The following is a 23395-nucleotide window of genomic DNA, read 5'->3' as shown; positions in this document are numbered from 1 at the left end:
AGGGCTCACGGTTTGAAGCGGTCCCACAGGGCCGGGTACCGCTCCGCCAGGGTGCCGTCGTTCTCGAAGTCGACGGGGGTGCCCTCGGGCTCGCCGGGGGCGGGGGCGATGCCCAGGTCGGGGGCGACCATGCCGGTCAGGCGCTCGTACGCCTCGTCGGCCGCGTACCCGAGTTCCTCGCCGTCGCCGTCTATCTCCTCGTCGAACTCGTCGAGCAGCTCGGCGAGCGAGTCGGGGTCGTGCAGGGCGCCCTCGAAGACCTCACGGCCCTGGCCGATGAGCCAGCAGCGGAAGTAGTCGAAGGCGTCGTCGCCGGCGCCGTCCAGCAGCAGCCAGGCCGCGCCCCACAGGTCCCAGCGGTAGGCGCGGTTGTAGCGGGCCTCGAAGTGACGGGCGAAGTCCAGCACCATGTCCGGGTCGAACTGGAGCAGCCGGTCCACCAGCAGGTCGGCCTGCTCCTCGGGGTCGCCCTCGGCGGCCTCGCGGGTGGCGTCGATCAGCTCCCAGAACTCCGTCTCGTCCATCACGCCACCAGCATCGGGCCTCCACCCCCGCCCCGCACGCGGAACGGCACGGCAAAGGCAAGAAGGGGCACGGCAGCACGCCGTACCCCTTCAGTGGACCTCAGGAGGTCACAGCCCGTACTTCTCGCGGGCTTCCTTCACCGCCGTCGCCTTGACCCCGCCGCGCTTGGCGAGCTGGGCCAGGGACGCGACCACGATCGACTCGGCGTCGACACCGAAGTGCCGGCGGGCCGCCGCGCGGGTGTCGGAGAGGCCGAAGCCGTCCGCGCCCAGCGAGGACCAGTCCTGGTCGACCCACTGCGCGATCTGGTCCGGGACCTGGCGCATGTAGTCGGAGACCGCGAGGACCGGGCCCTCGGCGCCCTGGAGCGCCCGCCGCACGAACGGCACCCGCTCCTCGCCGCGCAGCAGGGCCGCGTCGGCGTCCATCGCGTCACGGCGCAGCTCGGACCAGGAGGTCGCGGACCACACGTCGGCGGCCACCCCCCACTCCTCGGCCAGCATCCGCTGCGCGTCCAGCGCCCAGTGGATCGCCGTACCCGAGCCCAGGAGCTGGATGCGCGGCGCGTTCGCCGGGACGGTGACGCCCGCGGACTCGGCCGTGTTGAACCGGTACAGGCCCTTGACGATGCCCTCGTCGATGCCGGGCACGGCGGGCTTGGCCGGCTGCGGCATCGGCTCGTTGTAGACCGTCAGGTAGTAGAAGACGTCCTGGTCCTCGCCCGGCGCGGCCTCGCCGTACATCCGGCGCAGACCCTCCTTGACGATCGCGGCGACCTCGTAGGCGAACGCAGGGTCGTACGTCAGCGCGGCCGGGTTGGTCGCGGCGATCACCGGGGAGTGACCGTCGGCGTGCTGGAGGCCCTCGCCCGTCAGGGTCGTACGGCCGGCGGTCGCGCCGACGAGGAAGCCGCGGCCGAGCTGGTCGCCGAGCTGCCACATCTGGTCGGCCGTGCGCTGCCAGCCGAACATCGAGTAGAAGATGTAGAACGGGATCATCGTCTCGCCGTGCGTGGCGTACGCGGTCGACGCGGCGATGAAGTCGGCCATCGAACCGGCCTCGGTGATCCCCTCGTTGAGGATCTGGCCGTTCTTGGCCTCCTTGTAGTACATCAGCTGGTCGCGGTCGACCGGCTCGTACGTCTGGCCCTTGGGCGAGTAGATGCCGAGGGAGGGGAACAGCGACTCCATGCCGAAGGTGCGCGCCTCGTCGGGGACGATCGGCACCCAGCGCTTGCCGGTCTCCTTGTCGCGGACCAGGTCCTTGACCAGGCGGACGAACGCCATGGTGGTGGCGACGTTCTGCGAGCCGGAGCCCTTGTCGAAGGAGGTGAACGCCTTCTCCGCCGGGGCGGGCAGCGGCGCGACGGGGTGCGTGCGGCGGGCCGGGGCCGGACCGCCGAGGGCCGCGCGGCGCTCCTGGAGGTAGCGGACCTCGGGGGAGTCGGCGCCCGGGTGGCCGTAGGGCACCTGGCCGTCGGCGAACGCGCTGTCGGAGATCGGCAGCTCCAGCAGGTCCCGCATCGCCTTGAACTCGTCCACCGAGAGCTTCTTCATCTGGTGGTTGGCGTTCTTGGAGGCGAAGCCCGGACCGAGGGTGTGGCCCTTGACCGTCTGGGCCAGGATCACCGTCGGCGCGCCCTTGTGCTCCACGGCCGCCTTGTACGCGGCGAAGACCTTGCGGGCCTCGTGACCGCCGCGCGACAGGTGGAAGCACTCCAGGATCTTGTCGTCGCTCAGCAGCTTCGCCATCTCCACCAGCGCCGGGTCGGCGCCGAAGAAGTCCTGGCGGATGTAGGCCGCGTCACGCGTCTGGTACGTCTGGATCTGGGCGTCCGGCACCTGGCGCAGGCGGCGGACCAGCGCGCCCGTGGTGTCGAGCTGGAACAGCTCGTCCCAGGCGGTGCCCCACAGCGTCTTGACGACGTTCCAGCCGGCGCCGCGGAACTGGGCCTCCAGCTCCTGCACGATCTTGAAGTTGGCGCGGACCGGGCCGTCCAGGCGCTGGAGGTTGCAGTTGATGACGAAGGTGAGGTTGTCCAGCTCCTCACGCGCGGCGAGCGCGAGGGCCGCCGTCGACTCCGGCTCGTCCATCTCGCCGTCACCGAGGAACGCCCACACGTGCGAGGCGGAGACGTCCTTGATGCCGCGGTTGGTCAGGTAGCGGTTGAACCGCGCCTGGTAGATCGCGGAGAGCGGGCCGAGGCCCATCGACACCGTCGGGAACTCCCACAGCCAGGGCAGCCGGCGCGGGTGCGGGTACGACGGGAGGCCGTTGCCGGCCGCCTCCTGGCGGAAGTTGTCCAGGTGCGCCTCGTCCAGCCGTCCGTCGAGGAAGGCGCGGGCGTAGATGCCGGGGGAGGCGTGGCCCTGGATGTAGAGCTGGTCACCGGAGCCGTCGGCGTCCGGGGACTCCTTGCCCTTGAAGAAGTGGTTGAAGCCGGTCTCGTACAGCCACGCGGCCGAGGCGAAGGTGGCGATGTGGCCGCCGACGCCGTGCTTGCTGCCGCGGGTGACCATCGCCGCCGCGTTCCACCGGTTCCACGCGGTGATCCGGGTCTCCATCGCCTCGTCACCGGGTACGCCCGGCTCGGCGGCGGTGGGGATGGAGTTGACGTAGTCCGTCTCCAGGAGCTTCGGCAGCGCGACGCCGCCCGCCTCGGCACGCTCCAGCGTGCGCCGCATCAGGTACGCGGCGCGGTGCGGGCCCGCTTCCCTGGCCACGGCGTCCAGGGAGGCACGCCATTCGGCGGTCTCCTCCGGGTCGCGGTCCGGGAGCTGGTCGAGCGCGCTCGGCTGGATGGCGTTGGGGTCGGTCATCTCGCCGCCTTCCTCAGTCGAAGGGGGAATCCCTCATGGGTGAGGGTTCGGGGTTGCCCTTGGTCTTTGGCAGGACAGGGCGAGAACTCGGTAGAAGTCCGTCGGTGACAATAACTCCCTGATCGATGATCGATCAAAGGTTTGGGGACGAAAACCCGGTCTCGACGCGAAAGTAGGCACCCGGTGTCTTTCGTACAGGCACGCCGTGCCTTGTTTTCCCAGGTGAGCGGGGTGCCGCTCAGCCGCTTCAGGGGCGCGGCGCGCAGCCCAGCACGTGTGCCTTCACCAGCTCGGCGATACGGGGATCGCGGCGCTGGAACGCCTGCACCAGCTCCTCGTGCTCCTCGGCGTAGGACTGCTGGACGGTGCCGAGCCAGCGGATCGACAGGGCGGTGAACACCTCGATGCCCAGGCCCTCCCAGGTGTGCAGCAGCACCGAGTTGCCCGCGGCGCGGACGAGTTCGCGGTGGAAGCCGACGGTGTGGCGGACCTGGCCGGTGCCGTCCTGGGCCTGGTCGGCCTCGTAGAGGGCCGCCACGTGGGGCTCCAGGGCCTCGCAGCTCTCCGCCAGGGTCTCGGCCGCGAGTTCCGCCGCGATGGCCTCCAGGCCGGCCCGTACGGGGTAGCTCTCCTCCAGGTCGGCCGCGGTCAGGTTGCGTACGCGTACGCCCTTGTTGGGGGCCGATTCGATGAGGCGGAGGGATTCCAGTTCGCGCAGGGCCTCGCGTACGGGGGTCTGGCTGACCTCCAGCTCGGTGGCGATCCGTCGTTCCACGATGCGCTCGCCCGGTTGCCAGCGGCCGCTGACGATGCCCTCCACGATGTGCTCGCGGATCTGTTCGCGCAGCGAGTGGATTACGGGCGCGGTCATTCTGGGCTCCTTCGCGAGGCGGCTCTACGACGATACGGGTGCCCTGCGGTCGGCGTGCGGCGCATAGGGGTGCTTTTGCCCAGGTGAGACGAGGGGCACAGGGTGTTTTCGAAGCATCTCGCCGTAGGGGTGCGGGTTTGGGGTGTGTGCGGGTCCGATGTGGCTGGTCGCGCAGTTCCCCGCGCCCCTGGGGAGTTGCAGCCGGCCTGCGCCGACACGTGCTCGTTCCTCCGGGCCAGGAACGACGAAGCCCCCTGTCGAACGACAGGGGGCTTCGTCACAGGCCGGGGTTACAGGCCGAGCTCTACCTCGAACTCGCCTGCTTCCAGGATCTGCTTGACCGTGGTCAGGTAGCGGGCCGCGTCGGCGCCGTCGACCAGACGGTGGTCGTAGGAGAGGGTCAGGTAGGTCATGTCGCGGACGGCGATGACCGTGCCCTCCTCCGTCTCCAGGACGGCCGGGCGCTTCACCGTGGCGCCGATGCCGAGGATGGCGACCTGGTTCGGCGGCACGATGATCGTGTCGAACAGGGCGCCGCGCGAACCGGTGTTGGAGATGGTGAAGGTCGCGCCGGACAGCTCGTCCGGGGTGATCTTGTTGGCGCGGACCTTGCCGGCCAGCTCCGCGGTCGCCTTGGCGATGCCCGCGAGGTTGAGGTCACCGGCGTGCTTGATGACCGGGGTCATCAGGCCCTTCTCGGAGTCCACCGCGATACCGACGTTCTCGGTGTCGAAGTAGGTGATGGTGCCCTCGGCCTCGTTGATGCGGGCGTTGATGACCGGGTGGGCCTTCAGCGCCTGCGCGGCGGCCTTGACGAAGAACGGCATCGGGGAGAGCTTGACGCCCTCACGGGCCGCGAAGGAGTCCTTCGCCTTGCCGCGCAGCTTCATCAGACGGGTGACGTCGACCTCGACGACCGAGGAGAGCTGGGCCTGCTCGGTCAGCGCCTTGACCATGTTGTCGCCGATGACCTTGCGGATGCGGGTCATCTTGACGGTCTGGCCACGCAGCGGGGAAGCCTCCAGCGCCGGAGCCTTCTTCGCGGCGGCCGGAGCCTGCGCCGCGGCCGGAGCCGGGGCGGCGGCGGCCTTCGCGGCCTCGGCGGCGGCGATGACGTCCTGCTTGCGGATGCGGCCACCGACACCGGTGCCCTTGACCGAGGCCAGATCGACGCTGCTCTCGGCGGCGAGCTTGCGCACCAGCGGGGTCACGTAGGCGCCCTCGTCGGTCGCCTGGGTGGCGGTCGGCGCGCTCGGCGCGGCGGCCGGAGCCTGGGCGGGCGCGGGAGCCGGAGCCGGAGCCGGGGCGGCCGGGGCCGGGTCGGGAGCCGGCGCGGTCTGCTGCTGCGGCGCCGGAGCCGACGGGGCCTGCGGGGCGGGCGCCTGCGGGGCCGGGGCGGCGGGGGCGGCCGGAGCCGGGGCAGCCGGGGCCGGAGCGGCCGGGGCCTCGGCGGCGGGCGCCTTCGGGGCCTCCGGAGCGGCGGCCGGGGCGGCACCCGCGGCACCGATGACGGCGAGCTTGGCGCCGACCTCGGCGGTCTCGTCCTCGCCGACCACGATCTCCAGCAGGGTGCCCGAGGTGGGCGCCGGGATCTCGGTGTCGACCTTGTCCGTGGAGACCTCGAGCAGCGGCTCGTCGGCCTCGACGGAGTCGCCCACCGACTTCAGCCAGCGGGTGACGGTGCCCTCGGTGACCGACTCGCCCAGCGCGGGCAGGACCACGTCGGTGCCCTCGGCGGAACCGCCGCCGGAGGCCGCCTCGGCGGTCGGCGCCTCGGCGGGCGCCTCCTGCTCGGTGGACGGGGCGGACTGCGGGGCCTCCTCGGCGGCCGGGGCCGGAGCCTCGGCGGCGGGGGCCTCGGCCGCGGGAGCCTCAGCAGCGGGGGCGCCGGAGCCGTCGTCGATCAGGGCCAGCTCGGCGCCGACCTCGACGGTCTCGTCCTCGGCGACCTTGATCGAGGCCAGTACACCGGCGACGGGCGAGGGGATCTCGGTGTCGACCTTGTCGGTCGACACCTCGAGCAGCGGCTCGTCGGCCTCGACGCGCTCGCCCTCGGCCTTCAGCCAGCGGGTGACAGTGCCCTCGGTGACGCTCTCACCGAGCGCCGGAAGGGTTACGGAAACCGCCATGGTTTCTGTTGCTCCTTAGGAATTGCGGAAGTCTGTGTCGTCGCGCCCGGGGGCCGAAGGCTCAGTCGTGGGCGTGCAGCGGCTTTCCGGCCAGCGCCAGGTGCGCCTCGCCGAGCGCCTCGTTCTGCGTCGGGTGGGCGTGGATGAGCTGGGCCACCTCGGCGGGCAGCGCCTCCCAGTTGTAGATGAGCTGGGCCTCGCCGACCTGCTCACCCATGCGGTCGCCCACCATGTGGACGCCGACCACGGCACCGTCCTTGACCTGGACGAGCTTGATCTCGCCCGCGGTCTTGAGGATCTTGCTCTTGCCGTTGCCCGCGAGGCTGTACTTCAGGGCGACGACCTTGTCCGCGCCGTAGATCTCCTTGGCCTTGGCCTCGGTGATGCCGACGGAGGCGACCTCCGGGTGGCAGTACGTCACACGCGGGACGCCGTCGTAGTCGATCGGGACGGTCTTGAGACCGGCCAGCCGCTCGGCGACCAGGATGCCCTCGGCGAAGCCGACGTGGGCGAGCTGGAGGGTCGGGACGAGGTCACCGACGGCCGAGATGGTCGGCACGTTGGTGCGCATGTACTCGTCGACCAGGACGTAGCCGCGGTCGATGTTGACGCCCTGCTCCTCGTAACCGAGGTTCTGGGAGACCGGGCCGCGGCCGACGGCGACGAGGAGGACCTCGGCCTCGAACTCCTTGCCGTCGGCGAGGGTGACCTTGACACCGTCCTGGGTGTACTCGGCCTTCTCGAAGAAGGTGCCCAGGCTGAACTTGATGCCGCGCTTGCGGAACGCGCGCTCCAGCAGCTTGGAGGAGTTCTCGTCCTCGACCGGCACCAGGTGCTTCAGGCCCTCGATGACGGTGACGTCGGCCCCGAAGGACTTCCACGCGGACGCGAACTCGACGCCGATGACACCGCCGCCGAGGATGATCGCGGACTTGGGCACGCGGTCCAGGACGAGGGCGTGGTCGGAGGAGATGATCCGGTCGCCGTCGATCTGGAGGCCCGGCAGCGACTTCGGCACGGAGCCGGTCGCCAGCAGGACGTGGCGGCCCTCGATCCGCTGCCCGTTGACATCCACCGACGTGGGGGAGGACAGCCGGCCCTCGCCCTCGATGTACGTCACCTTGCGGGAGGCGATCAGGCCCTGGAGGCCCTTGTACAGGCCCGAGATCACGTCGTCCTTGTACTTCTGGACGGCGGGGACGTCGATGCCCTCGAAGGTCGCCTTGACGCCGAACTGCTCGCTCTCGCGGGCCTGGTCGGCGATCTCGCCCGCGTGCAGCAGGGCCTTGGTGGGGATGCACCCCTTGTGCAGGCAGGTGCCGCCGACCTTGTCCTTCTCGATCAGGGCGACGTCCAGGCCAAGCTGCGCTCCGCGCAGGGCCGCGGCGTAACCACCGCTGCCACCGCCGAGGATCACTAGGTCGAAAACGGTGCTGGCGTCGTTCGCCACGTCACGTCCTCCATGCATGTGCGCCTGTGCCGGTCTCCGATGACCGGCAGGCGGCTGGTGTCCGGCCGCTCAATGCTTCGGCCCTGTGGTGGGGGCCCTGTCCTGCCGGGCTCCATCTTTGCACCTGTCGGGGGTGCGACGGACGCCGGGCCGGGGTGTGAGACGCCCCACGTCCGCTCCGGACGCCTCACGCCGGGGGCGCGGACCGGGTCGGTCCGCGCCCCCCAGGGTGTGCCGCGAGGTCAGCCGAGGTCGCCGTCGGCGGTCTGCTCGGCCAGCCGCACCAGGGTGCGCACGGCGGTCCCGGTGCCGCCCTTGGGCGTGTAGCCGAAGGGGCCGCCCTCGTTGAAGGCCGGACCCGCGATGTCCAGGTGCGCCCAGGTGATGCCCTCGCCGATGAACTCGCGCAGGAAGAGGCCGGCGACCAGGCCGCCGCCCATCCGCTCGCCCATGTTGGCGATGTCGGCGACGGGGGAGTCCATGCCCTTGCGCAGGTGCTCGGGGAGCGGCATCTGCCAGGCCGGCTCACCGGACTCCTCGGCCACCTCGTGCAGCGAGGTGCGGAAGGCGTCGTCGTTGGCCATGATCCCGAAGGTGCGGTTGCCGAGCGCCAGCACCATCGCGCCGGTCAGCGTGGCGACGTCCACGATCGCGTCCGGCTCCTCGGCCGAGGCCGCCCACAGCGCGTCGGCCAGGACCAGGCGGCCCTCGGCGTCGGTGTTGAGCACCTCGACGGTCTTGCCGCTGTACATGCGCAGCACGTCACCGGGGCGGGTGGCGGAGCCGGACGGCATGTTCTCGGCGAGCGCCAGCCAGCCGGTCACGTTCACCTTGAGGCCGAGGCGGGCGGCCGCGACGACGGCGGCGAACACGGCGGCCGCGCCGGCCATGTCGCACTTCATCGTCTCGTTGTGCCCGGCGGGCTTGAGCGAGATGCCGCCCGAGTCGTAGGTGATGCCCTTGCCCACGTAGGCGAGGTGCTTGTCCGCCTCGGGGTGCTTGTACGCCAGCTTGACCAGGCGCGGGGTGGACGCCGAGCCGCCGCCGACGCCGAGGATGCCGCCGTAGCCGCCGTCCTTCAGCGCCTGCTCGTCCAGCACCTCGATGGTCAGACCGTGCTCGTCGGCCGCGGCCTGCGCGACGGCGGCGAACGCCTCGGGGTCCAGGTCGTTCGGCGGGGTGTTGACGAGGTCGCGGGCGCGGTTCAGCTCCTCGCCGATCGCCGTCGCACGGTCGACGGCGGCCTGGAATCCGGCCTCGCCCTCTTCCCCGCCGAGCAGCACGGCCTCGCCGAGCGGCCCGCTGCCGTCCTTCGCCTCGCCGTCCTTCGGGCTCTCCTTGTACGCGTCGAAGGCGTACGCGCCGAGCAGCACGCCCTCGGCGATCGCGGCCAGCGCGCCCGGACCGTCGACGGGGAGCGCGAAGGCGGCCTTCTTGGTGCCGGACAGGCCGCGGGCGGCCACACCGGCGGCCCGGCGCAGCGCCTCGGCGTCGTACCCGGCGTCCGCCTCGGGCTCGGCGCCCAGGCCGACCGCCACCACGAGCGGGGTGTCCAGACCGGCGGGGGCGGGCAGCTTGGTCAGCTCGCCCTCGGCGCCCGACGCACCGAGGGTCTTCAGGACGCCGGCCAGCCCGCCGTCGTACGCCTGGTCCACGGCCTCGGCACCGGGCGCCACGACGGGGCCCGTGCCGGCCTTGGCGACACCGATCACGATCGCGTCGGCCCGCGGGCCCGGCGCGACGGCTGGCTTGAGAGTCAGAGCAGTCACGGTGGTGAAATCTCGCTTCCGATGTGAAGTTTGCTGGGGCCGTTTGCGCAAGCCGGTCGTCCGCGAGGGGCGACCGCCGCAAGGGGTGGGTCGACTCCCTGTCGGCGAACACCCGCCACGAGACTACGCGTGTACGTTCGTTCACTCATGGCCGAGGACCACCCCGGCCGCCCGCACACCGGGCGCTTCTGTCGGGCGAGGGGGACAACTCGCCCCAGGTGCGGCACAGTTGCCGTGCTCAGCCGGCGCCGCCCAGGCACAGCACGAGCAGCGCCGCCGTGGCCGCCGTCTCCGCGAGGGCGCCGAACACGTCCCCGGTGACCCCGCCGAAGCGATGCACGCAGCGGCGCAGCAGGAGTTCGGCCGGGACCAGGCAGAGCGGCACGGCCGCCGCCGTACGCACCGCATCCCACGGCCCGAGCAGCGCCCCGGCCGACCCGGCCGCCAGCGTCACCGCCGCCCCCACCGCCAGCGCGCCCGGCACCGGCACCACCCCGGCCACCGCCGCCCCGAGCCCCTCCGGACGGGCGGCCGGCACCCCGGCGCGCGCGGCCAGCGTGAGCGAAAGCCGGGCCGCGACCCCGGAGACGACTGCCCCGAGCGCGCCCCGCGCCCACGAGTCGCCGTACAGCCCGGCGAGCGCGGCGACCTGGGCCAGCAGCGTGAGCACCAGGGTCAGCACGCCGAACGGCCCGATGTCGGACCGCTTCATGACGGCGAGCGCCTGCTCGGCGGGCTTGCCGCTGCCCAGCCCGTCGGCGGTGTCGGCGAGCCCGTCCAGGTGCAGCCCCCGGGTGAGCGCGGCCGGTACGGCGACGGACGCGACGGCGGCCAGCAGCGGGCCCGCCCCGAGCAGCAGGAGCGACAGCCCGAGCCCGGCCGCCGCGAGGCCGACGGTGAGTCCGGTCAGCGGGGCGCACAGCATGCCCGCCCGCGCTGCCGTCCGGTCCCAGCGGTGCACCCGGACCGGGATCACGGTGAGGGTGCCGAACGCGAAGCGGGGTCCGTCGAGCGGGCCGGGCGAGGGGGTCTCGGGCATCGGCGCAGGCTACCGGGGCGGTTGCCGGGCCCGGTCGGCGGGCCGGGGATAAAGTGCGCACATGGGGCACTGGTGGGAGCGGAACATCCTGGAACCGGGCAAGCTTCCGCTGCTGCTGGCCCTCTTCTCGTTCGTGGTCACCTTCGTCGTGACCCGGGTCATCGTCCGGCTGATCCGCGCCGGGAAGGGCCCGTTCGGCAACGTCAAGGCGGGCGGGCTGCACATCCATCACGTGGTGCCCGGGGTGGTGCTGACCATCGTCGGCGGCTTCGGCGCCGTCGCCAGCGACCGGCACGGGGCGGGCGGCGCGATCGCCGCCGTGGTCTTCGGGATCGGCGCCGGGCTGGTGCTGGACGAGTTCGCGCTGATCCTGCATCTGGACGACGTGTACTGGAGCGCGGAGGGCCGCAAGAGCGTCGAGGTGGTGGTCATCACCGCCGCGCTGGTCGGGCTGCTGCTCGCGGGCTTCTCCCCGTTCGGCGTCAACGACCTCTCGCAGGCCGAGTTGCAGGACCGGGGTGGGGTCATCGCGTTCGTCGCGGTCAACTTCCTGATCTCGCTGGTCGCGTTGAGCAAGGGCAAGGCCCGTACCGCCGTGTTCGGGGCGATCGTGCCGCTGCTGGCACTCGCGGGCGCCGTCCGGCTGGCCCGGCCGGCCTCGTTCTGGGCGCGGCGCTTCTACGGCCGGCGCCCGCGTGCCCGCGCCCGGTCCCTGCTGCGGGCCTACCGGCACGACCGGCGCTGGGCGGGGCCCCGGCGGGTGGTTCAGGACTGGATCGGCGGCAAGCCCGACCCCTCTCCGGCCCGGCTGCCCAGGGGCGGCTGAAGCCCCGCCAGGCACAGGGTGCCCACGGCGAGCAGGGCCGCGAGGTGCTCCTTGCCGGCCAGGTTGTCCTTCAGCAGCACCTCGATCACCATCGCGGCCGGCACCGCCACCGCCGTCACACGGGCGTGGTGCCGTACCGCCACGTACACCGCGAGCCCCACCACGGCGGCCGAGGGGCCGGTGTCCACCACCAGCGCGTCGGAGGCGGGCAGGCCGAAGGGGGCGTGCGGGCCGAGGGCGATGCCGACACGGGCGTACAGCGTCCCGGCGAGCGTGGCGGTGTAGGCGATGAGCAGGGTGCGGCGGCGCCCGAGGCAGAGTTCCGCGATGCCGAACACGCAGAGTACCTGGGCCAGCGCGCCCCACACCGGCAGGTCCAGCGCCGGTACGAACAGGGAGAGCGGGGTGCGCAGCAGGGCCAGCCAGAGCGGGTCGGCGGCGCGCACGGCACCGGCCGCCTCCACCAGGGCGAAGCCCCAGGGCTGGTTCTGCACGAACTGCAGCAGCGCGGTCAGGCCCACCGCGCCGAGCGTCAGCGGCGCCCCGAGCAGCGGACCGCGCCTGAGCAGCGCCGCCCGCAGGGCCGCGTACAGCGGGCCCCACTCGGCGCGGGCCCACGCTCTCACCGGTGGGTCTCCAACTGTCTGCGGTGCAGCCACTTCGGCAGGCCCGGCGCTTCCAGGAACCCCTCCGCGCGGGCCGCCGCCAGGGCGATCCGGGGCAGGTCGGCGCTCTTCTCGAAGAGCAGGAAGCGCGGCTCCCAGATGGGCCGGTACTTGGCGTTGGCCCGGTACAGCGACTCGATCTGCCACCAGCGGGAGAAGAAGCTCAGCAGCGAGCGCCACAGCCGCAGCACCGGCCCGGCGCCGAGACGGGCGCCGCGCTCGAACACCGAGCGGAACATGGCGAAGTTCAGCGAGACCTGGGTGACCCCGATCTCCGGCGAGCGGCGCAGGAGGTCGATGACCATGTACTCCATCAGCCCGTTGTCGCTGTCCCGGTCACGGCGCATCAGGTCCAGCGAGAGCCCGTCGGGACCCCATGGCACGAACGACAGCAGGGCGCGCAGCCGGCCCTCGGCGTCGGTGCACTCCAGCATCACGCACCGTCCGTCCTCCGGGTCCGCGAGCCGGCCCAGCGCCATGCTGAAGCCGCGTTCGGTGGCGCCGTCCCGCCAGTCGTCGGCCCGCTCCACGAGCCGGGCCATCTCGGCCGCCGGGATGTCCTCGTGCCGCCGCATCCGCACCTCGTACCCGGCCCGCCGCACCCGGTTGTACGCCTGGCGCACGGTGCGCATCGCGCGGCCCTCCAGGGTGAACTCGGCGACCTCCACGACGGCTTCGTCGCCCAGTTCGAGGGCGTCCAGGCCATGCCGGGCGTAGACGGTCCCGGCCTCCTCGCTCGCGCCCATCACCGCGGGAATCCAGCCGTGGGCGCGGGCCTCGGTGAGCCAGGGGGCGATCGCGCCGGGCCATGCCTCGGGGTCGCCCAGCGGGTCGCCCGAGGCCAGGCTGACCCCGCCCACCACCCGGTAGGCGACGGCCGCCTTGCCGGTGGGGGACCACAGCACGCTCTTCTCCCGGCGCAGCGCGAAGTAGCCGAGCGAGTCGCGTTCGCCGTGCTTGTCCAGCAGCTCCCGCAGCCGCGCCTCGTCCACCTCGGTGAGCGGGTCGACGGCGCGGCGGGAGCGGAACGCGGCGTACAGGACGGCGAGGAGAAGGACCGTACTGAGCACGTTGATGCTGACGTCGGCCCAGTTGGGCGTGTCGATGCCGGGGAAGCCGGACTCCTCGGTGGCCACCGACACCAGCCGCAGCGTGCCGTACTCCCAGCGCTCCAGGAACGTCGAACGGGCCGCGTCCGGCGCCTGGTTGGTGACCGTCACCAGCAGCGCGGCGAGCAGCGAGGCCGCCGTACCGCCACCGAGGGCCACACTCGCGGCGAGCCGGGGGTTGGAGCGGTCACCCTTGGCGTAGAACTCCCGGCGGCCGACCAGCAGGACGGCGACGAAGGCGGCCGTCAGCACGAGCGAGACCCAGTTCTGCGCGGAGCGGCGGATCTCCGGGAAGGCCATGGCGACCGCGAACAGGGCCAGGAACGCCCCGCTGAGCACCAGGTTGAGAATCCACGCGGCCCGCTTGCGCCGCCGCATGGTGATGGCCAGGAACGCGGTGAACACACCCGAGGCGAACCCGGCCGTCAGCAGGTACGGCGTGAACAGGTTCTCCTGGTTGTGGCGGCGCACGTCCTGGCCCAGCGAGACCCACACCGCGCTGAGGAAGTTGACGAACGCGACGGCCCGCAGGTACCAGACCGCGCAGGCGGCGGCCCGGCGGGACGACTTCCCGCCCGCCCGCCGCCCCGGCTGCTCGGACCGCTCGTCCGGTTCCTTCCGCCGGTCCGGCCCGTTCGACCGGTCGGCAACTCGGGCATCTTCCATGAGCGGTGATCATATGTCCGCATTTGCCGTGAATCGCGCTCATCGGCGCCGTGGGCCGCGGCCGGGCTAGACGCTCTCCGCAGACTCCCCGGGCTTCCCGGCCCGCTCGGTCTCCGGCCGCTCCGGAAGCTCGGCGGCCAGCGCGGCGGCCGAGCGGACCAGGGGGAGGGCCAGCAGGGCGCCCGCGCCCTCGCCGACCCGCACGCCCGTGGTCAGCAGCGGCTCCAGCGCCATCCGGTCCAGCGCCTTCGTCTGCCCCGGCTCACCGCTGTCGTGGGCCGCGAGCCACCAGTCCGGCGCCCGGAACGCCACCCGCTGGCCCACCAGCGCGCAGGCCGCCGCGACGACGCCGTCCAGGATCACCGGCAGCTTGCGCACCGCGCACTGGAGCAGGAAGCCGGTCATCGCCGTCAGGTCGGCGCCGCCCACCGTCGCCAGCAGTTGGAGCTGGTCGCCGAGGACCGGGCGGGCCCGGCGCAGCGCGTCCCGTACCGCCGCGCACTTGCGCATCCAGGCCAGGTCGTCGATGGGCTCGCCGCCGCGCCCGGTCACCACCGAGGCGTCCGTGCCGCACAGCGCGGCCACCAGGACGGCGGCCGCCGTCGTGCCGCCCACGCTCACGTCGCCGAGCACCACCAGATCCGTACCGGAGTCGGCCTCCTCGTCGGCGACGGCCATGCCCGCGCGGAACGCCGCCTCCGCCTCCTCGGCGGTCAGCGCGTCCTCGACGTCGATCCGGCCGCTGCCGCGCCGCACCCGGTGCCGGGTCACCTCGGCGGGGAGGGTGTCCGGGTCGCAGTCCAGGGCCAGGTCGACCACCCGTACCGGTACGTCCAGCCGGCGGGCCAGCACGGCGGCCGGGCTCGCGCCCTCCAGCACCGCCCGGACCAGGCCGGCCGCGCCACCCTCCGGGCGCCGGGAGACGCCGAGGGCGGCGATGCCGTGGTCACCGGCGAAGAGGACCAGCTTCGGGCGCTCAACGGGCCGTACCGGCACCGCGCCCTGCGCGGCCGCCAGCCACTCGCCCAGCTCGTCCAGCCGGCCCAGCGCGCCGGGCGGCACGGCCAGGCGCTCCCGCCGCGCCTCGGCGTCCTGGCGCATGCCGCCGTCCGGGCGCTCGATCAGATCGGTGAAGTCGTCGAGTTGAAGGCTGTCCATTCGCGGAACAGTACCGCCCGCGCGCGCGACGCCCCGCGCCACACCGCCACCACGCCCGGCGCACGTCATTGCGCCCAAGATCGGCATCCCATACGTTCCGGTTTACCGCGAAATGCCGTACAGGAGCCGCCATGCCGTCCTCGCCCTCCGCCCCGCAGGTCAGCGACCGGTTCCCCGGGCCGCGCCGCGAGGACTGTCCCTGGTGCGGCTCGGCCCGCCTGCGCACCCGGCTGCGCGGACCCCGCGCCGTCGCCCTCGACGAGTGCGGGGCGTGCGCCCACGCCTTCCAGAACCCCCGGCCGGCCGGCGACGCCCCCGCGCCGTCCGGCCGCTCGCACCGGGCCACCGCACGCGCCCTGGCCGGGCTGGCCGACCCCGAGAGCTGGCTGGACGTCGGCACCGGGCACGGCCACTTCCCCCAGGCCGCAAGGGAGTTCTTCCCGTACACCAGCTTCGACGGCCTCGACCCCACCGCGCGGGTCGAACGGGCGCTCGCCGAGGGGCGGGTCGAGGAGGCGCACCGGGGGCTGCTCACCACGCCCGGCGTCACCGACCGGCTGCGCGCCCGCTACGACGTGGTCAGCCTGCTCCACCACCTGGCCCACGTCCCCGACCCGCGCGCCGAACTGCGCGCCGCGCTGACCGTGCTCCGCCCCGGCGGCCACCTCGTCGTCGAGTCCCCGGCCCCCGACAGCGCCTACGCCGCCCTGCTGGGCCCGCACTGGCTCCCGCACCGGCACGCGCACCTGCTCCCGCTGCCCAACCTGGAGGCCGAACTGAGCGCCCTGGGCTGCACGGTCACCACCACGGCCCGCGTCCACCAGCCCCAGGACCTCACCGAGACCTTCCCCCGCCCCTTCCACGCCCCCCTGAGAGCGGCCACCGCCCTGGACCGCCTCCTCACCCCCCTGACCCGCCGCACCCGCTTCGCCAACACCTACCGGCTCGTGGCCCGCAAACCAGGACGGTTCTAGCCGCGCAGCACCAGCGCCTGCCCCGCCACCACCAGTACGACCTGCTCGCACTCCGCCGCGAACGCCGTGTTCAGGCGGCCGAGTTCGTCGCGGTAGCGGCGGCCCGAGGGGGTGGCGGGGACGATGCCGGAGCCGACCTCGTTGGAGACGGCGACCACGGTGCGCGGGGTCGCGCGGACCGCCCGGGTCAGTTCGTCGACCCGGGCGCGCAGCGCCTTCTCGCCGCCGTCGGCCCACTGGGCGTCGTCCCAGGCGCCGACCGCGTCCATCACGTCGGTGAGCCAGAGGGAGAGGCAGTCGATGAGCAGGGGCGGGCCGTCCTCGGCGAGGAGCGGCACGAGGTCCGTCGTCTCCGCCGTACGCCAGGAGCCGGGACGGCGTTCGCGGTGCGCGGCGACCCGGTCCGCCCACTCGCGGTCCCCGGCGCGGGTGCCGCCGGTCGCCGCGTAGACCACGTCCGGGAAGGACTCCAGGCGCCGTTCCGCCTCCACCGACTTGCCCGAGCGGGCGCCGCCCAGCACCAGCGTCCGGCGCGGCACGTCCGGCACCTCGTCGTAGGCGCCCACCGCCAGCGTCACTCCGTCCGGCACCGCGCGCGCCCCGGCCGCCGCCAGCCGCCGGGGCAGCTCCGCCGCCTGCGGCACGTCGTGGTCCAGGTGGACCGCGACGACGTCGGTCGCCGGACCCACCCCGCCGGCCGCCCGCAGCCGGGCCAGCGCGTCCGGGCGCCCCACGACGTCGGCCAGCACCATGTGGTACGGCTCTGCCAGCTCTTCCAGCCCGGCCGGGGAACCGCCCGGCGGGAGGTACAGCAGCCGCAGCCCGTCCGGCCCGGTCACCTCGTACCCGGTGCCGCCCGCGTCCATCGCCAGCGCCCGCACCCGATGCCCCGTCAGCAGGGTCAGCTCGCGGCCGTCCGGCACCCGGACCGGCTGGGGGAGCCCGGCGGGGACCTCCACGGCGGGCCCGTCGTGCGGGTGGGAGAGCAGCACCTGGCGGACCCGGCCCAGCGAGTGCCCGGCGCGGGCGGCGGCGAAGGCGGCGCCCGGGGTCAGGTCCAGCAGCAGGACCCCGTCCACCAGCAGCGCGGTGGCCGCCCGCGCGTCCGGGCCGAGCGCGCTCGCGCACACGGCACAGGGGCAGTCGGGGCGGGGCAGCCCCGAGGGGGCACCGGTGCCGAGCAGAGTGACGTCCACGGAACCGATTTTCACCTGTCCCGGCGGGCGCCGCGCACCGGGTCACCTGAGCGGACGATGATCCACGATGTCCTGTGGGCGCCCCCGCCGACCGCATACGCTGCCCGCAGGAGTCGGATCGTAAGGAGGCTTGCATGACAGCGTGGACGTGGCGGTTCGAGAAGGCCGACGGGACGGAGGTCCCGCCCGCCGTGGAGCCCGAGGAGTTCACCACGCAGGGCGACGCCGAGTCCTGGGTCGGCGAGAACTGGAAGGCGCTGCTGGAGGGCGGCGCGGACCAGGTGCGCCTCTTCGAGGAGGGCACCGAGATCTACGGGCCGATGAGCCTCGACGCCGAAGGGGCGTAGTCCCGGTCCCGCGGGGGCGGGGACACTCCCGCTCCCGTCGGGGTCACTGCTCGCCGAGCGTCACCTCGGCGGTGTGCCGGGAGCCCGAGCGCTGGTAGGTGACCTCGACCTTGTCGCCGGGCTTCCTGCCCGCCAGCGCCTCGGCGAGTTCCGTGGTGGTGCCGACCGGGCTGGTGCCCACCCGGGTGATCACATCGCCCGCCTTCAGCCCCGCCTTCGCCGCCGGACCGCCCTGCTTCACCGTGACCACCGCCGCCCCGGCGGGCTGGTAGCCGTCGTCCACCACCGTGCGGACCGTGACACCCATGGCGGCCCGGCCCGAGTCCGTGACCTTGCCGTCCGCGATGATCTGCCCCGCGACCGTACGCACCATGGACGCCGGGATGGCGAAGCCGATGCCCGGCGCCGCCCCGCCCTGCATGCCGGGGTCGGCCGCGCCCAGCGTCGGGATGCCGATGACCTGGCCCTTCAGGTTCACCAGGGCGCCCCCGCTGTTGCCCGGGTTGATCGCGGCCGAGGTCTGCACCATGTTGGGGATCGTGGCGCCGGTGTTCCCGTCGTCGCCGGGCTCGCTGACGGTCCGTCCGGTGGCCGAGACGATGCCCTGGGTCACGCTGGAGGACAGTCCGAGGGGCGAGCCCATGGCCAGCACGATCTGGCCGACCTCCACCTCGTCCGAGCCGCCGAACACCGCCGGGCGCAGGCCCGCCGGGACCTTGTCCAGCTTGACCACCGCGAGGTCCTGCTCGGGGTAGGAGTACACCAGGCTCGCCGCCAGCGGTTCCCCGCTGCGGGCCGTGGTCACCCGGAAGGTCTTCTCGGTGCCGACCACGTGCGCGTTGGTGACGATGTGGCCCTGGTCGTCGTAGATCACGCCCGAGCCGAGGGACTGCCCCGCCTGGATTTGCACGACCGAGTGCAGCACGTCCTTGATGACCTTCTGGTACTGGTCCTGGAGATCGTCCGCCGCCATCGGCAGCGCCGCCTGCGCGGTCGGCGGCCCGCCCTTCCGCGCCGAGTCCGCCGGATCGGAGCAGCCGCCCAGGAGCACGGCGGCGCACACCAGCACGACGGCCACGGCACCCCTGCGCCCGGCCCGGATAGGAGACTCGTCCATGGACGAGTCTCCCCACGGCAGGCGCACAGGGGCCCGCCGAGTACCGCCGAACGGGAACCCGGTTCTCCCCACGGCCTCAGCGCGTCGGTGCCGGGATGTGCAGGCGTCCGTCCCGCACTTCGGCGATCCGGTCGGCGGCGGTGAGGTGGGTGCGGTCGTGGGTGACCAGGACCGTGGCGACGCCCTGCTGGTGGGTGACGTGGGCGACGAGGTCGAGGACGGCGGCGCCGCGCTCGTGGTCGAGGGCGCTGGTGGGCTCGTCGACCAGGAGGACGGTGGGATCGTTCATCAGGGCGCGAGCGATGCTGACGCGCTGGCGCTGGCCGCCGGAGAGCTGGTGCGGGCGGCGGCCGGCCTGGCCGGCGAGGCCGACGGTGTCGAGGAGTTCCATCGCCCGCCCTCGGGCGGTGCGGGGGCTGCGGCCGTCGATCTGTGCCATCACCTGGAGTTGTTCCACGGCGGTCAGGGAAGGCAGCAGATTGGGCTGCTGGAAGACGATGCCGATCGTGCGGCGGCGCAGTGCGGTCAGTTCGCCACGGGTGAGGCGGGTGGTGTCCTGACCGTCGACGGTGACGGTGCCGGTGTCGGGAGTGATCAGGGTGGCGGCGACCGCGAGGAGGCTGGACTTCCCGGAGCCGGAAGGGCCCACCACGGCGGTCAGGCTGCCCCCGGGCACCTCCAGGCGGACCTGGTCGAGAGCGGTCAGCCGGGTGCCGCCGTCCGGATAGGTGAGGGTGACATCGGCCAGGACCAGGCTCATCGTGCGCTCCCCAGGGCGGTCAGCGGGTCGACGGAGGTGATGCGGCGGACGGACACGGCCGCGCCGAGCACACCGAGAAGGACGATCACGGCGGCCGGGATCAGGACGGTGGCGGGGGTGAGGAGGAACGGCACGGCGTAGTCGGCCATGAGCGCTCCCGAGGCGACGGCGATGCCGGTGCCGATCAGTGTGCCGCCGACGAGCAGGACGGCGGCCTGGCCGAGGGCGTCCCCCAGCAGATCGACGTCGGAGGCGCCCAGGGCCTTGAGGACGGCGACGTCGCCGCCGCGCTGGATGGTCCACACCGTGAAGAAGGCGCCGATGACGAGGGCGGAGATGGCGAACAGGAAGCCGCGCATCAATTGGAGGGAGCCGTTCTCGGAGCTGTAGGAGCCGATCGCCGACAGCGAGTCGCCGGTGGAGACCGTCTCGGTCCCGGCCCGGCGGTCGATGGCCGCCGTGTCGGCGCCGGAGGTGACGCGCAGGGCGATGACGGTGGCGGTCGGACCTTCCGCGGTGCCGGTGGGCGGCGCGATCTTCTGCCAGGTGTCCAGGCTGGTCCAGATCACCGGCGTGTGACTGTAGTGGGCGTCGCCCGCGACGGCGGCCACCTTCAGCTGCCGGTCCGCCAGGGTCAGGGCGTCTCCGGTGCCGACGCCGAGGTCGTCGGCGGCCGCGGTGGAGAGCACCACCGCGCTGCCGGTGATCCTTTCGCTGTCGGGGGCGAGGCGGGAGCCGGGCTCCACGCCGAAGGCCGAGACCCCGGTGCTCCTGTCTCCGACGGTGGCCCTGGTGATGGTGATCCCCAGCGGCTCGGCGCTTTCGACACCCGGTGCCTCGGACCACTCCTTCCACTGCGCCTGCGTGACCGTGGAGTCGGAGTACGACAGCTTCTGCCCGCCGCCGGGAGCCCGGAAGGCGAGCCTGTCGGCGGGCAGGGACGTGATCGCGGAGACATTCTGCCTGCTCAGCCCGGCCATCAGCCCGGACAGCAGCCCCACCAGCAGGGTGATCAGTACGATGACGGTCCCCATCAGGGAGAAGCGCCCCTTGGCGAATCTCAAGTCTCTCCAGGCGACGAACACGGCCTTGGCCTGTCCTTTCCGGCGGTGGAAGTGCGGTGTGCGACCCCAGCATCTCCGCCGGGCCCGGCACGCGCTTCCGGCGCAGGACGGCACTTCCCGGGCCGAAAGACGGCACCGGGGTTACCACTTTCGATGGAGGCCCTCCCGGCCTCGGCTTTCGTAATCTGGGACGCACTGTGAACGCTGCCGCCCCCGCCCCGACCCCGACCACCCGTGCCCTCGCCTGGTGCCTGCACCTACTGGTCACCGGTCTGCTCGCCCTGGCCGCCGGCCGAGCGGTGACCGGCGGGCGGCCTCATGCCGGATGGATCGTCGCCGCCTCGGTGCTGTGCGCCCTGGTGTACGCGGCAGGCCCCGCGCTGCCCGGCGTACGTCGCTCGCGGCGGGCCGCCACGCTGTGGCTGACCGCCGTGGCGGCCTGCTGGCTGGTGCTGCTCGCCTTCACCCCCGACGCCGTGTGGGTGGCCTTTCCGCTGTACTTCCTCCAGCCGCACCTGCTGTCCCGCCGCGCCGCACCGGCGGCCGTGGCCGCCACCGCCGTCGCGGCCGTCGCGGGCTTCGCCGTGCACCAGCACTCCTTCAGCCCCGCGATGGCCATCGGACCCGTCCTCGGCGCCGCCGTCGCCGTCGCCGTGGTGCGGGGGTACCAGGCTCTGTACCGGGAGAGCGAACACCGCCGCCGGCTGATCGAGGAACTCACCGCCACCCGGGCCGACCTGGCCGCCGCCCAGCACACCGCCGGCGTCCTCGCCGAACGCGACCGCCTGGCCCGCGAGATCCACGACACCCTCGCCCAGGGCCTCTCCAGCATCCAGCTGCTGCTGCGCGCCGCCGAACGCGCGCTGCCCCAGGCACCGCAGAACGCTGCCCGCCACGTCGACCAGGCCCGGCAGGCCGCCGTCGACAACCTCGCCGAGGCCCGCCGCTTCGTCGCCGCCCTCACCCCGCCCACGCTGGAAGGCACCACCCTGGCAGGTGCCGTGGAACGCCTGTGCACCACCGCCTCCGCCCGGCACCGGATCACCGCGCGCTTCCACCTCGACGGCACCCCCGCCCCACTCACCACCGAACACGAGGTCGCCCTGCTGCGCATCGCCCAGTCCGCCCTCGGGAACACCGTCCGCCACGCCGAGGCCACCACGGCCGAAGTCACCCTCAGCTACCTCGGCGACCACATCGCCCTCGACGTCGTCGACGACGGCTGCGGGTTCGACCTCGTCAGCCTGCCCGCCCCCGACCCCGAGACCGGCGGCTTCGGGCTGACCGCCATGCGCGCCCGGACCCAGGCCCTCGGCGGCACCCTCCGCATCGAGTCCGTCCCCGGCCACGGCACCCTCCTGGCCGCCCGGCTGCCCTTCACCCCGCCATCCGACACCGAACCCGAGGCCCGCCCGTGACCGACGACGCCCCCATCCGCCTGCTCCTGGCCGACGACCACCCCGTCGTACGGGCCGGACTACGCGCCGTGCTGGAAACCGAACCCGGCATCGTCGTCACGGCCGAGGCCGCCACCGCCGAGGAGGCCGTCACACGCGCCGCCGAAGGCGACGTGGACGTCGTCCTGATGGACCTGCGGTTCGGCAGGGGAATGGGCGGCGCCGAGGCTACCGCCCAGATCACCGCCCGGCCGGGAGCCCCACGCGTGCTGATCGTCACCACCTACGACTCCGACGCCGACACCCTGCCCGCCATCGAAGCCGGCGCCACCGGCTACCTCCTCAAGGACGCGCCGCCCGAAGACCTGGCCGCAGCCGTACGCACCGCGGCCGGTGGCCGCACCACACTCGCGCCCACTGTCGCCGACCGGCTGATGAAGCGGCTCCGCACGCCCGCCACCAGCCTGACCCGACGCGAGACCGAGGTTCTCTCGCTGGTCGCCGACGGACTCTCCAACCAGGCCGTCGGGGCACGCCTCCACCTGACCGAGGGCACCGTCAAATCCCACCTGGCCCGCATCTACGCCAAACTCGGGACCGACTCGCGCACCGCCGCCGTGGCCACCGCCACCGACCTCGGGCTCATCCGCCGCTGAGCGGTACGTGGTGGACGAAGCGCCCTTCCTGCCGGCCCGAGGTGTGCGGCCGGTCCGTCAGAGAGAGACGCTCTGGCCCCGCACCCCGCACAGGTGCAGCAGTTCCGCCATGCCCCGGTACGGGTCCGTGCGGCAGGCGCGTTCCTCGACGGCGAGGACGGTGTCCAGGTCGTCGGGGGAGACGGGGGCGGAGGGGACGCGGCCGGCGAAGACCTGGACGCCGTACCAGGCGTTCAGCGGGGCGGCGATGCCGTGCAGGGTGGCCGTCAGGGCCGAGAGGCGGTCGGCGCGGCCCTCGCGGGCGGGCGCCGGCGGGGTGTCGCCGTCGGCCTCGGTACGGGAGCGGGGGAGCAGGGCGGCGCTGTCCAGCGCGGCCAGCGCCCCGGCCCAGTCGCCGGTCAGGCCGGGCCCCATGGCGAGGGCGTCGCCGTTGCGCACCAGCAGGGACAGCAGCCCGCCGGGCGCCAGCATCCGGGCCAGCCCGGCCACCAGCGCGTCGGGCTCCTCCACATGCATCAGCACCCCGTGGCACAGCACCACGTCGAAGCTGCCCGGCAGGAAGTGCACCCCGGTGTCCCGGCCCTCGCCCTGCACCAGCCGGACCCGCTCGCGGATGCCGTCCGGCTCACCGGTCAGCGCCGCCCGCGCGGCCGCGACCAGCTCCGGGTCGCGCTCGACCCCGGTGACCATGTGGCCGAGCCGGGCGAGGCGCAGCGCCTGCGCGCCCCGGCCCATGCCGACGTCGAGCACCCGCAGCCGCCGCCCGACGGCGAAGGCACGGGCGAGCTGCTCGTCCAGCTGCCGGGCGATCAGGTGCTGCCGGACCAGCTCGGCCGGCGTGTGCGGCCCCGCCGGGGC

Annotated in this window: 20 protein-coding genes; 5 read left to right on the top strand and 15 right to left on the bottom strand. The window is 73.5% G+C overall.

Features of this window, described 5'->3' with window-relative positions:
* Nucleotides 1–5 precede the first annotated feature (5 nt).
* The 7 genes from D0Z67_RS07760 to D0Z67_RS07730 all read right to left on the bottom strand — a co-directional run bounded on the left by D0Z67_RS07760 (nucleotide 6) and on the right by D0Z67_RS07730 (nucleotide 10602).
* Entirely contained in the window at nucleotides 6–524 is a 519-nt protein-coding gene (locus tag D0Z67_RS07760; RefSeq protein ID WP_031179860.1) for a DUF4240 domain-containing protein, read from the bottom strand.
* 108 nt (nucleotides 525–632) lie between these two features.
* Nucleotides 633–3344, bottom strand: a complete 2712-nt coding sequence (gene aceE, locus D0Z67_RS07755; protein WP_031179861.1) for a pyruvate dehydrogenase (acetyl-transferring), homodimeric type — start codon at nucleotides 3342–3344, stop codon at nucleotides 633–635.
* Between the two features lie 247 nt (nucleotides 3345–3591).
* On the bottom strand, nucleotides 3592–4215 hold the full coding sequence (locus tag D0Z67_RS07750; protein ID WP_031179862.1) for a GntR family transcriptional regulator: 624 nt from the start codon (nucleotides 4213–4215) through the stop codon (nucleotides 3592–3594).
* Between the two features lie 290 nt (nucleotides 4216–4505).
* Nucleotides 4506–6344, bottom strand: a complete 1839-nt coding sequence (sucB, locus tag D0Z67_RS07745) for a 2-oxoglutarate dehydrogenase, E2 component, dihydrolipoamide succinyltransferase (RefSeq protein WP_031179863.1) — start codon at nucleotides 6342–6344, stop codon at nucleotides 4506–4508.
* Between the two features lie 61 nt (nucleotides 6345–6405).
* A complete protein-coding gene (gene lpdA, locus D0Z67_RS07740; protein WP_031179864.1) occupies nucleotides 6406–7794 on the bottom strand; it encodes a dihydrolipoyl dehydrogenase in 1389 nt (462 codons plus the stop codon).
* Between the two features lie 242 nt (nucleotides 7795–8036).
* A complete protein-coding gene (locus D0Z67_RS07735; RefSeq protein ID WP_031179865.1) occupies nucleotides 8037–9563 on the bottom strand; it encodes a leucyl aminopeptidase in 1527 nt (508 codons plus the stop codon).
* A 238-nt stretch (nucleotides 9564–9801) separates the two neighbouring features.
* Entirely contained in the window at nucleotides 9802–10602 is an 801-nt protein-coding gene (locus D0Z67_RS07730; RefSeq protein WP_031179866.1) for an adenosylcobinamide-GDP ribazoletransferase, read from the bottom strand.
* 61 nt (nucleotides 10603–10663) lie between these two features.
* On the opposite strand from D0Z67_RS07730, the gene D0Z67_RS07725 reads away from it, so the two are divergent.
* The gene (locus D0Z67_RS07725) at nucleotides 10664–11428 is read left to right on the top strand and encodes a hypothetical protein (RefSeq protein WP_031179867.1); all 765 of its coding nucleotides are present in this window, start codon (nucleotides 10664–10666) and stop codon (nucleotides 11426–11428) included.
* On the opposite strand, the gene D0Z67_RS29900 is transcribed toward D0Z67_RS07725, so the two are convergent.
* From D0Z67_RS29900 to cobT, 3 genes are all read right to left on the bottom strand, one after another.
* Nucleotides 11368–12054: a hypothetical protein gene (locus D0Z67_RS29900; protein WP_031179868.1), complete on the bottom strand. Its 687-nt coding sequence runs from the start codon at nucleotides 12052–12054 to the stop codon at nucleotides 11368–11370. The genes D0Z67_RS07725 and D0Z67_RS29900 overlap by 61 nt on opposite strands.
* Nucleotides 12051–13868, bottom strand: a complete 1818-nt coding sequence (locus D0Z67_RS07715; protein ID WP_031179869.1) for a phosphatidylglycerol lysyltransferase domain-containing protein — start codon at nucleotides 13866–13868, stop codon at nucleotides 12051–12053. The genes D0Z67_RS29900 and D0Z67_RS07715 overlap by 4 nt, the downstream gene beginning before the upstream one ends.
* A 66-nt stretch (nucleotides 13869–13934) precedes the next feature.
* Nucleotides 13935–15026 carry a nicotinate-nucleotide--dimethylbenzimidazole phosphoribosyltransferase gene (cobT, locus tag D0Z67_RS07710; protein ID WP_031179870.1) on the bottom strand — a complete coding sequence of 364 codons (1092 nt, stop codon included), beginning with the start codon at nucleotides 15024–15026 and terminating at the stop codon, nucleotides 13935–13937.
* Nucleotides 15027–15157: 131 nt separating this feature from the next.
* On the opposite strand from cobT, the gene D0Z67_RS07705 reads away from it, so the two are divergent.
* Nucleotides 15158–16000, top strand: a complete 843-nt coding sequence (locus D0Z67_RS07705) for a class I SAM-dependent methyltransferase (protein WP_031179871.1) — start codon at nucleotides 15158–15160, stop codon at nucleotides 15998–16000.
* Here the strand turns inward: D0Z67_RS07705 and D0Z67_RS07700 are convergent.
* Nucleotides 15997–17196 carry a bifunctional adenosylcobinamide kinase/adenosylcobinamide-phosphate guanylyltransferase gene (locus tag D0Z67_RS07700; protein WP_031179872.1) on the bottom strand — a complete coding sequence of 400 codons (1200 nt, stop codon included), beginning with the start codon at nucleotides 17194–17196 and terminating at the stop codon, nucleotides 15997–15999. The two genes, D0Z67_RS07705 and D0Z67_RS07700, sit on opposite strands and share 4 nt — an antisense overlap.
* 134 nt (nucleotides 17197–17330) lie before the next feature.
* Between D0Z67_RS07700 and D0Z67_RS07695 the strand changes: the two genes are divergently transcribed.
* Nucleotides 17331–17543: a hypothetical protein gene (locus tag D0Z67_RS07695; protein ID WP_031179873.1), complete on the top strand. Its 213-nt coding sequence runs from the start codon at nucleotides 17331–17333 to the stop codon at nucleotides 17541–17543.
* Nucleotides 17544–17586: 43 nt separating this feature from the next.
* Here the strand turns inward: D0Z67_RS07695 and D0Z67_RS07690 are convergent, their stop codons facing one another.
* The 3 genes from D0Z67_RS07690 to D0Z67_RS07680 all read right to left on the bottom strand — a co-directional run bounded on the left by D0Z67_RS07690 (nucleotide 17587) and on the right by D0Z67_RS07680 (nucleotide 20505).
* On the bottom strand, nucleotides 17587–18660 hold the full coding sequence (locus D0Z67_RS07690; RefSeq protein ID WP_031179874.1) for a S1C family serine protease: 1074 nt from the start codon (nucleotides 18658–18660) through the stop codon (nucleotides 17587–17589).
* 76 nt (nucleotides 18661–18736) lie between these two features.
* On the bottom strand, nucleotides 18737–19420 hold the full coding sequence (locus D0Z67_RS07685; protein ID WP_031179875.1) for an ABC transporter ATP-binding protein: 684 nt from the start codon (nucleotides 19418–19420) through the stop codon (nucleotides 18737–18739).
* The gene (locus D0Z67_RS07680; RefSeq protein WP_031179876.1) at nucleotides 19417–20505 is read right to left on the bottom strand and encodes an ABC transporter permease; all 1089 of its coding nucleotides are present in this window, start codon (nucleotides 20503–20505) and stop codon (nucleotides 19417–19419) included. Before D0Z67_RS07680 ends, D0Z67_RS07685 begins: the two co-directional genes overlap by 4 nt.
* Nucleotides 20506–20681: 176 nt before the next feature.
* Between D0Z67_RS07680 and D0Z67_RS07675 the strand changes: the two genes are divergently transcribed.
* Entirely contained in the window at nucleotides 20682–21902 is a 1221-nt protein-coding gene (locus tag D0Z67_RS07675; protein WP_031179877.1) for a sensor histidine kinase, read from the top strand.
* Complete coding sequence (locus tag D0Z67_RS07670) at nucleotides 21899–22537, top strand: response regulator (protein ID WP_031179878.1); 639 nt, start codon at nucleotides 21899–21901, stop codon at nucleotides 22535–22537. The genes D0Z67_RS07675 and D0Z67_RS07670 overlap by 4 nt, the downstream gene beginning before the upstream one ends.
* Before the next feature lie 57 nt (nucleotides 22538–22594).
* Here the strand turns inward: D0Z67_RS07670 and D0Z67_RS07665 are convergent, their stop codons facing one another.
* Nucleotides 22595–23347, bottom strand: a complete 753-nt coding sequence (locus tag D0Z67_RS07665) for a class I SAM-dependent methyltransferase (RefSeq protein ID WP_031179879.1) — start codon at nucleotides 23345–23347, stop codon at nucleotides 22595–22597.
* Nucleotides 23348–23395: the final 48 nt, after the last annotated feature.

It is taken from the genome of Streptomyces seoulensis, assembly GCF_004328625.1.
Classification (GTDB): Bacteria; Actinomycetota; Actinomycetes; order Streptomycetales; family Streptomycetaceae; genus Streptomyces; species Streptomyces seoulensis.
Note: the sequence above shows the minus strand (reverse complement) of the source record. Positions and strands in the feature narration are given on the sequence as shown.

Excerpts from the sequence above, each read along its gene's own strand:
- D0Z67_RS07695 (WP_031179873.1), top strand. The coding sequence starts at position 17,331 with ATGACAGCGTGGACGTGGCGGTTCGAGAAGGCCGACGGGACGGAGGTC.
- D0Z67_RS07760 (WP_031179860.1), bottom strand. The coding sequence starts at position 524 with ATGGACGAGACGGAGTTCTGGGAGCTGATCGACGCCACCCGCGAGGCC.
- D0Z67_RS07715 (WP_031179869.1), bottom strand. The coding sequence starts at position 13,868 with ATGGAAGATGCCCGAGTTGCCGACCGGTCGAACGGGCCGGACCGGCGG.
- cobT (WP_031179870.1), bottom strand. The coding sequence starts at position 15,026 with ATGGACAGCCTTCAACTCGACGACTTCACCGATCTGATCGAGCGCCCG.
- D0Z67_RS07750 (WP_031179862.1), bottom strand. The coding sequence starts at position 4,215 with ATGACCGCGCCCGTAATCCACTCGCTGCGCGAACAGATCCGCGAGCAC.
- D0Z67_RS07690 (WP_031179874.1), bottom strand. The coding sequence starts at position 18,660 with ATGGACGAGTCTCCTATCCGGGCCGGGCGCAGGGGTGCCGTGGCCGTC.
- aceE (WP_031179861.1), bottom strand. The coding sequence starts at position 3,344 with ATGACCGACCCCAACGCCATCCAGCCGAGCGCGCTCGACCAGCTCCCG.
- D0Z67_RS07705 (WP_031179871.1), top strand. The coding sequence starts at position 15,158 with ATGCCGTCCTCGCCCTCCGCCCCGCAGGTCAGCGACCGGTTCCCCGGG.
- D0Z67_RS07725 (WP_031179867.1), top strand. The coding sequence starts at position 10,664 with ATGGGGCACTGGTGGGAGCGGAACATCCTGGAACCGGGCAAGCTTCCG.
- D0Z67_RS07685 (WP_031179875.1), bottom strand. The coding sequence starts at position 19,420 with ATGAGCCTGGTCCTGGCCGATGTCACCCTCACCTATCCGGACGGCGGC.
- D0Z67_RS07730 (WP_031179866.1), bottom strand. The coding sequence starts at position 10,602 with ATGCCCGAGACCCCCTCGCCCGGCCCGCTCGACGGACCCCGCTTCGCG.
- sucB (WP_031179863.1), bottom strand. The coding sequence starts at position 6,344 with ATGGCGGTTTCCGTAACCCTTCCGGCGCTCGGTGAGAGCGTCACCGAG.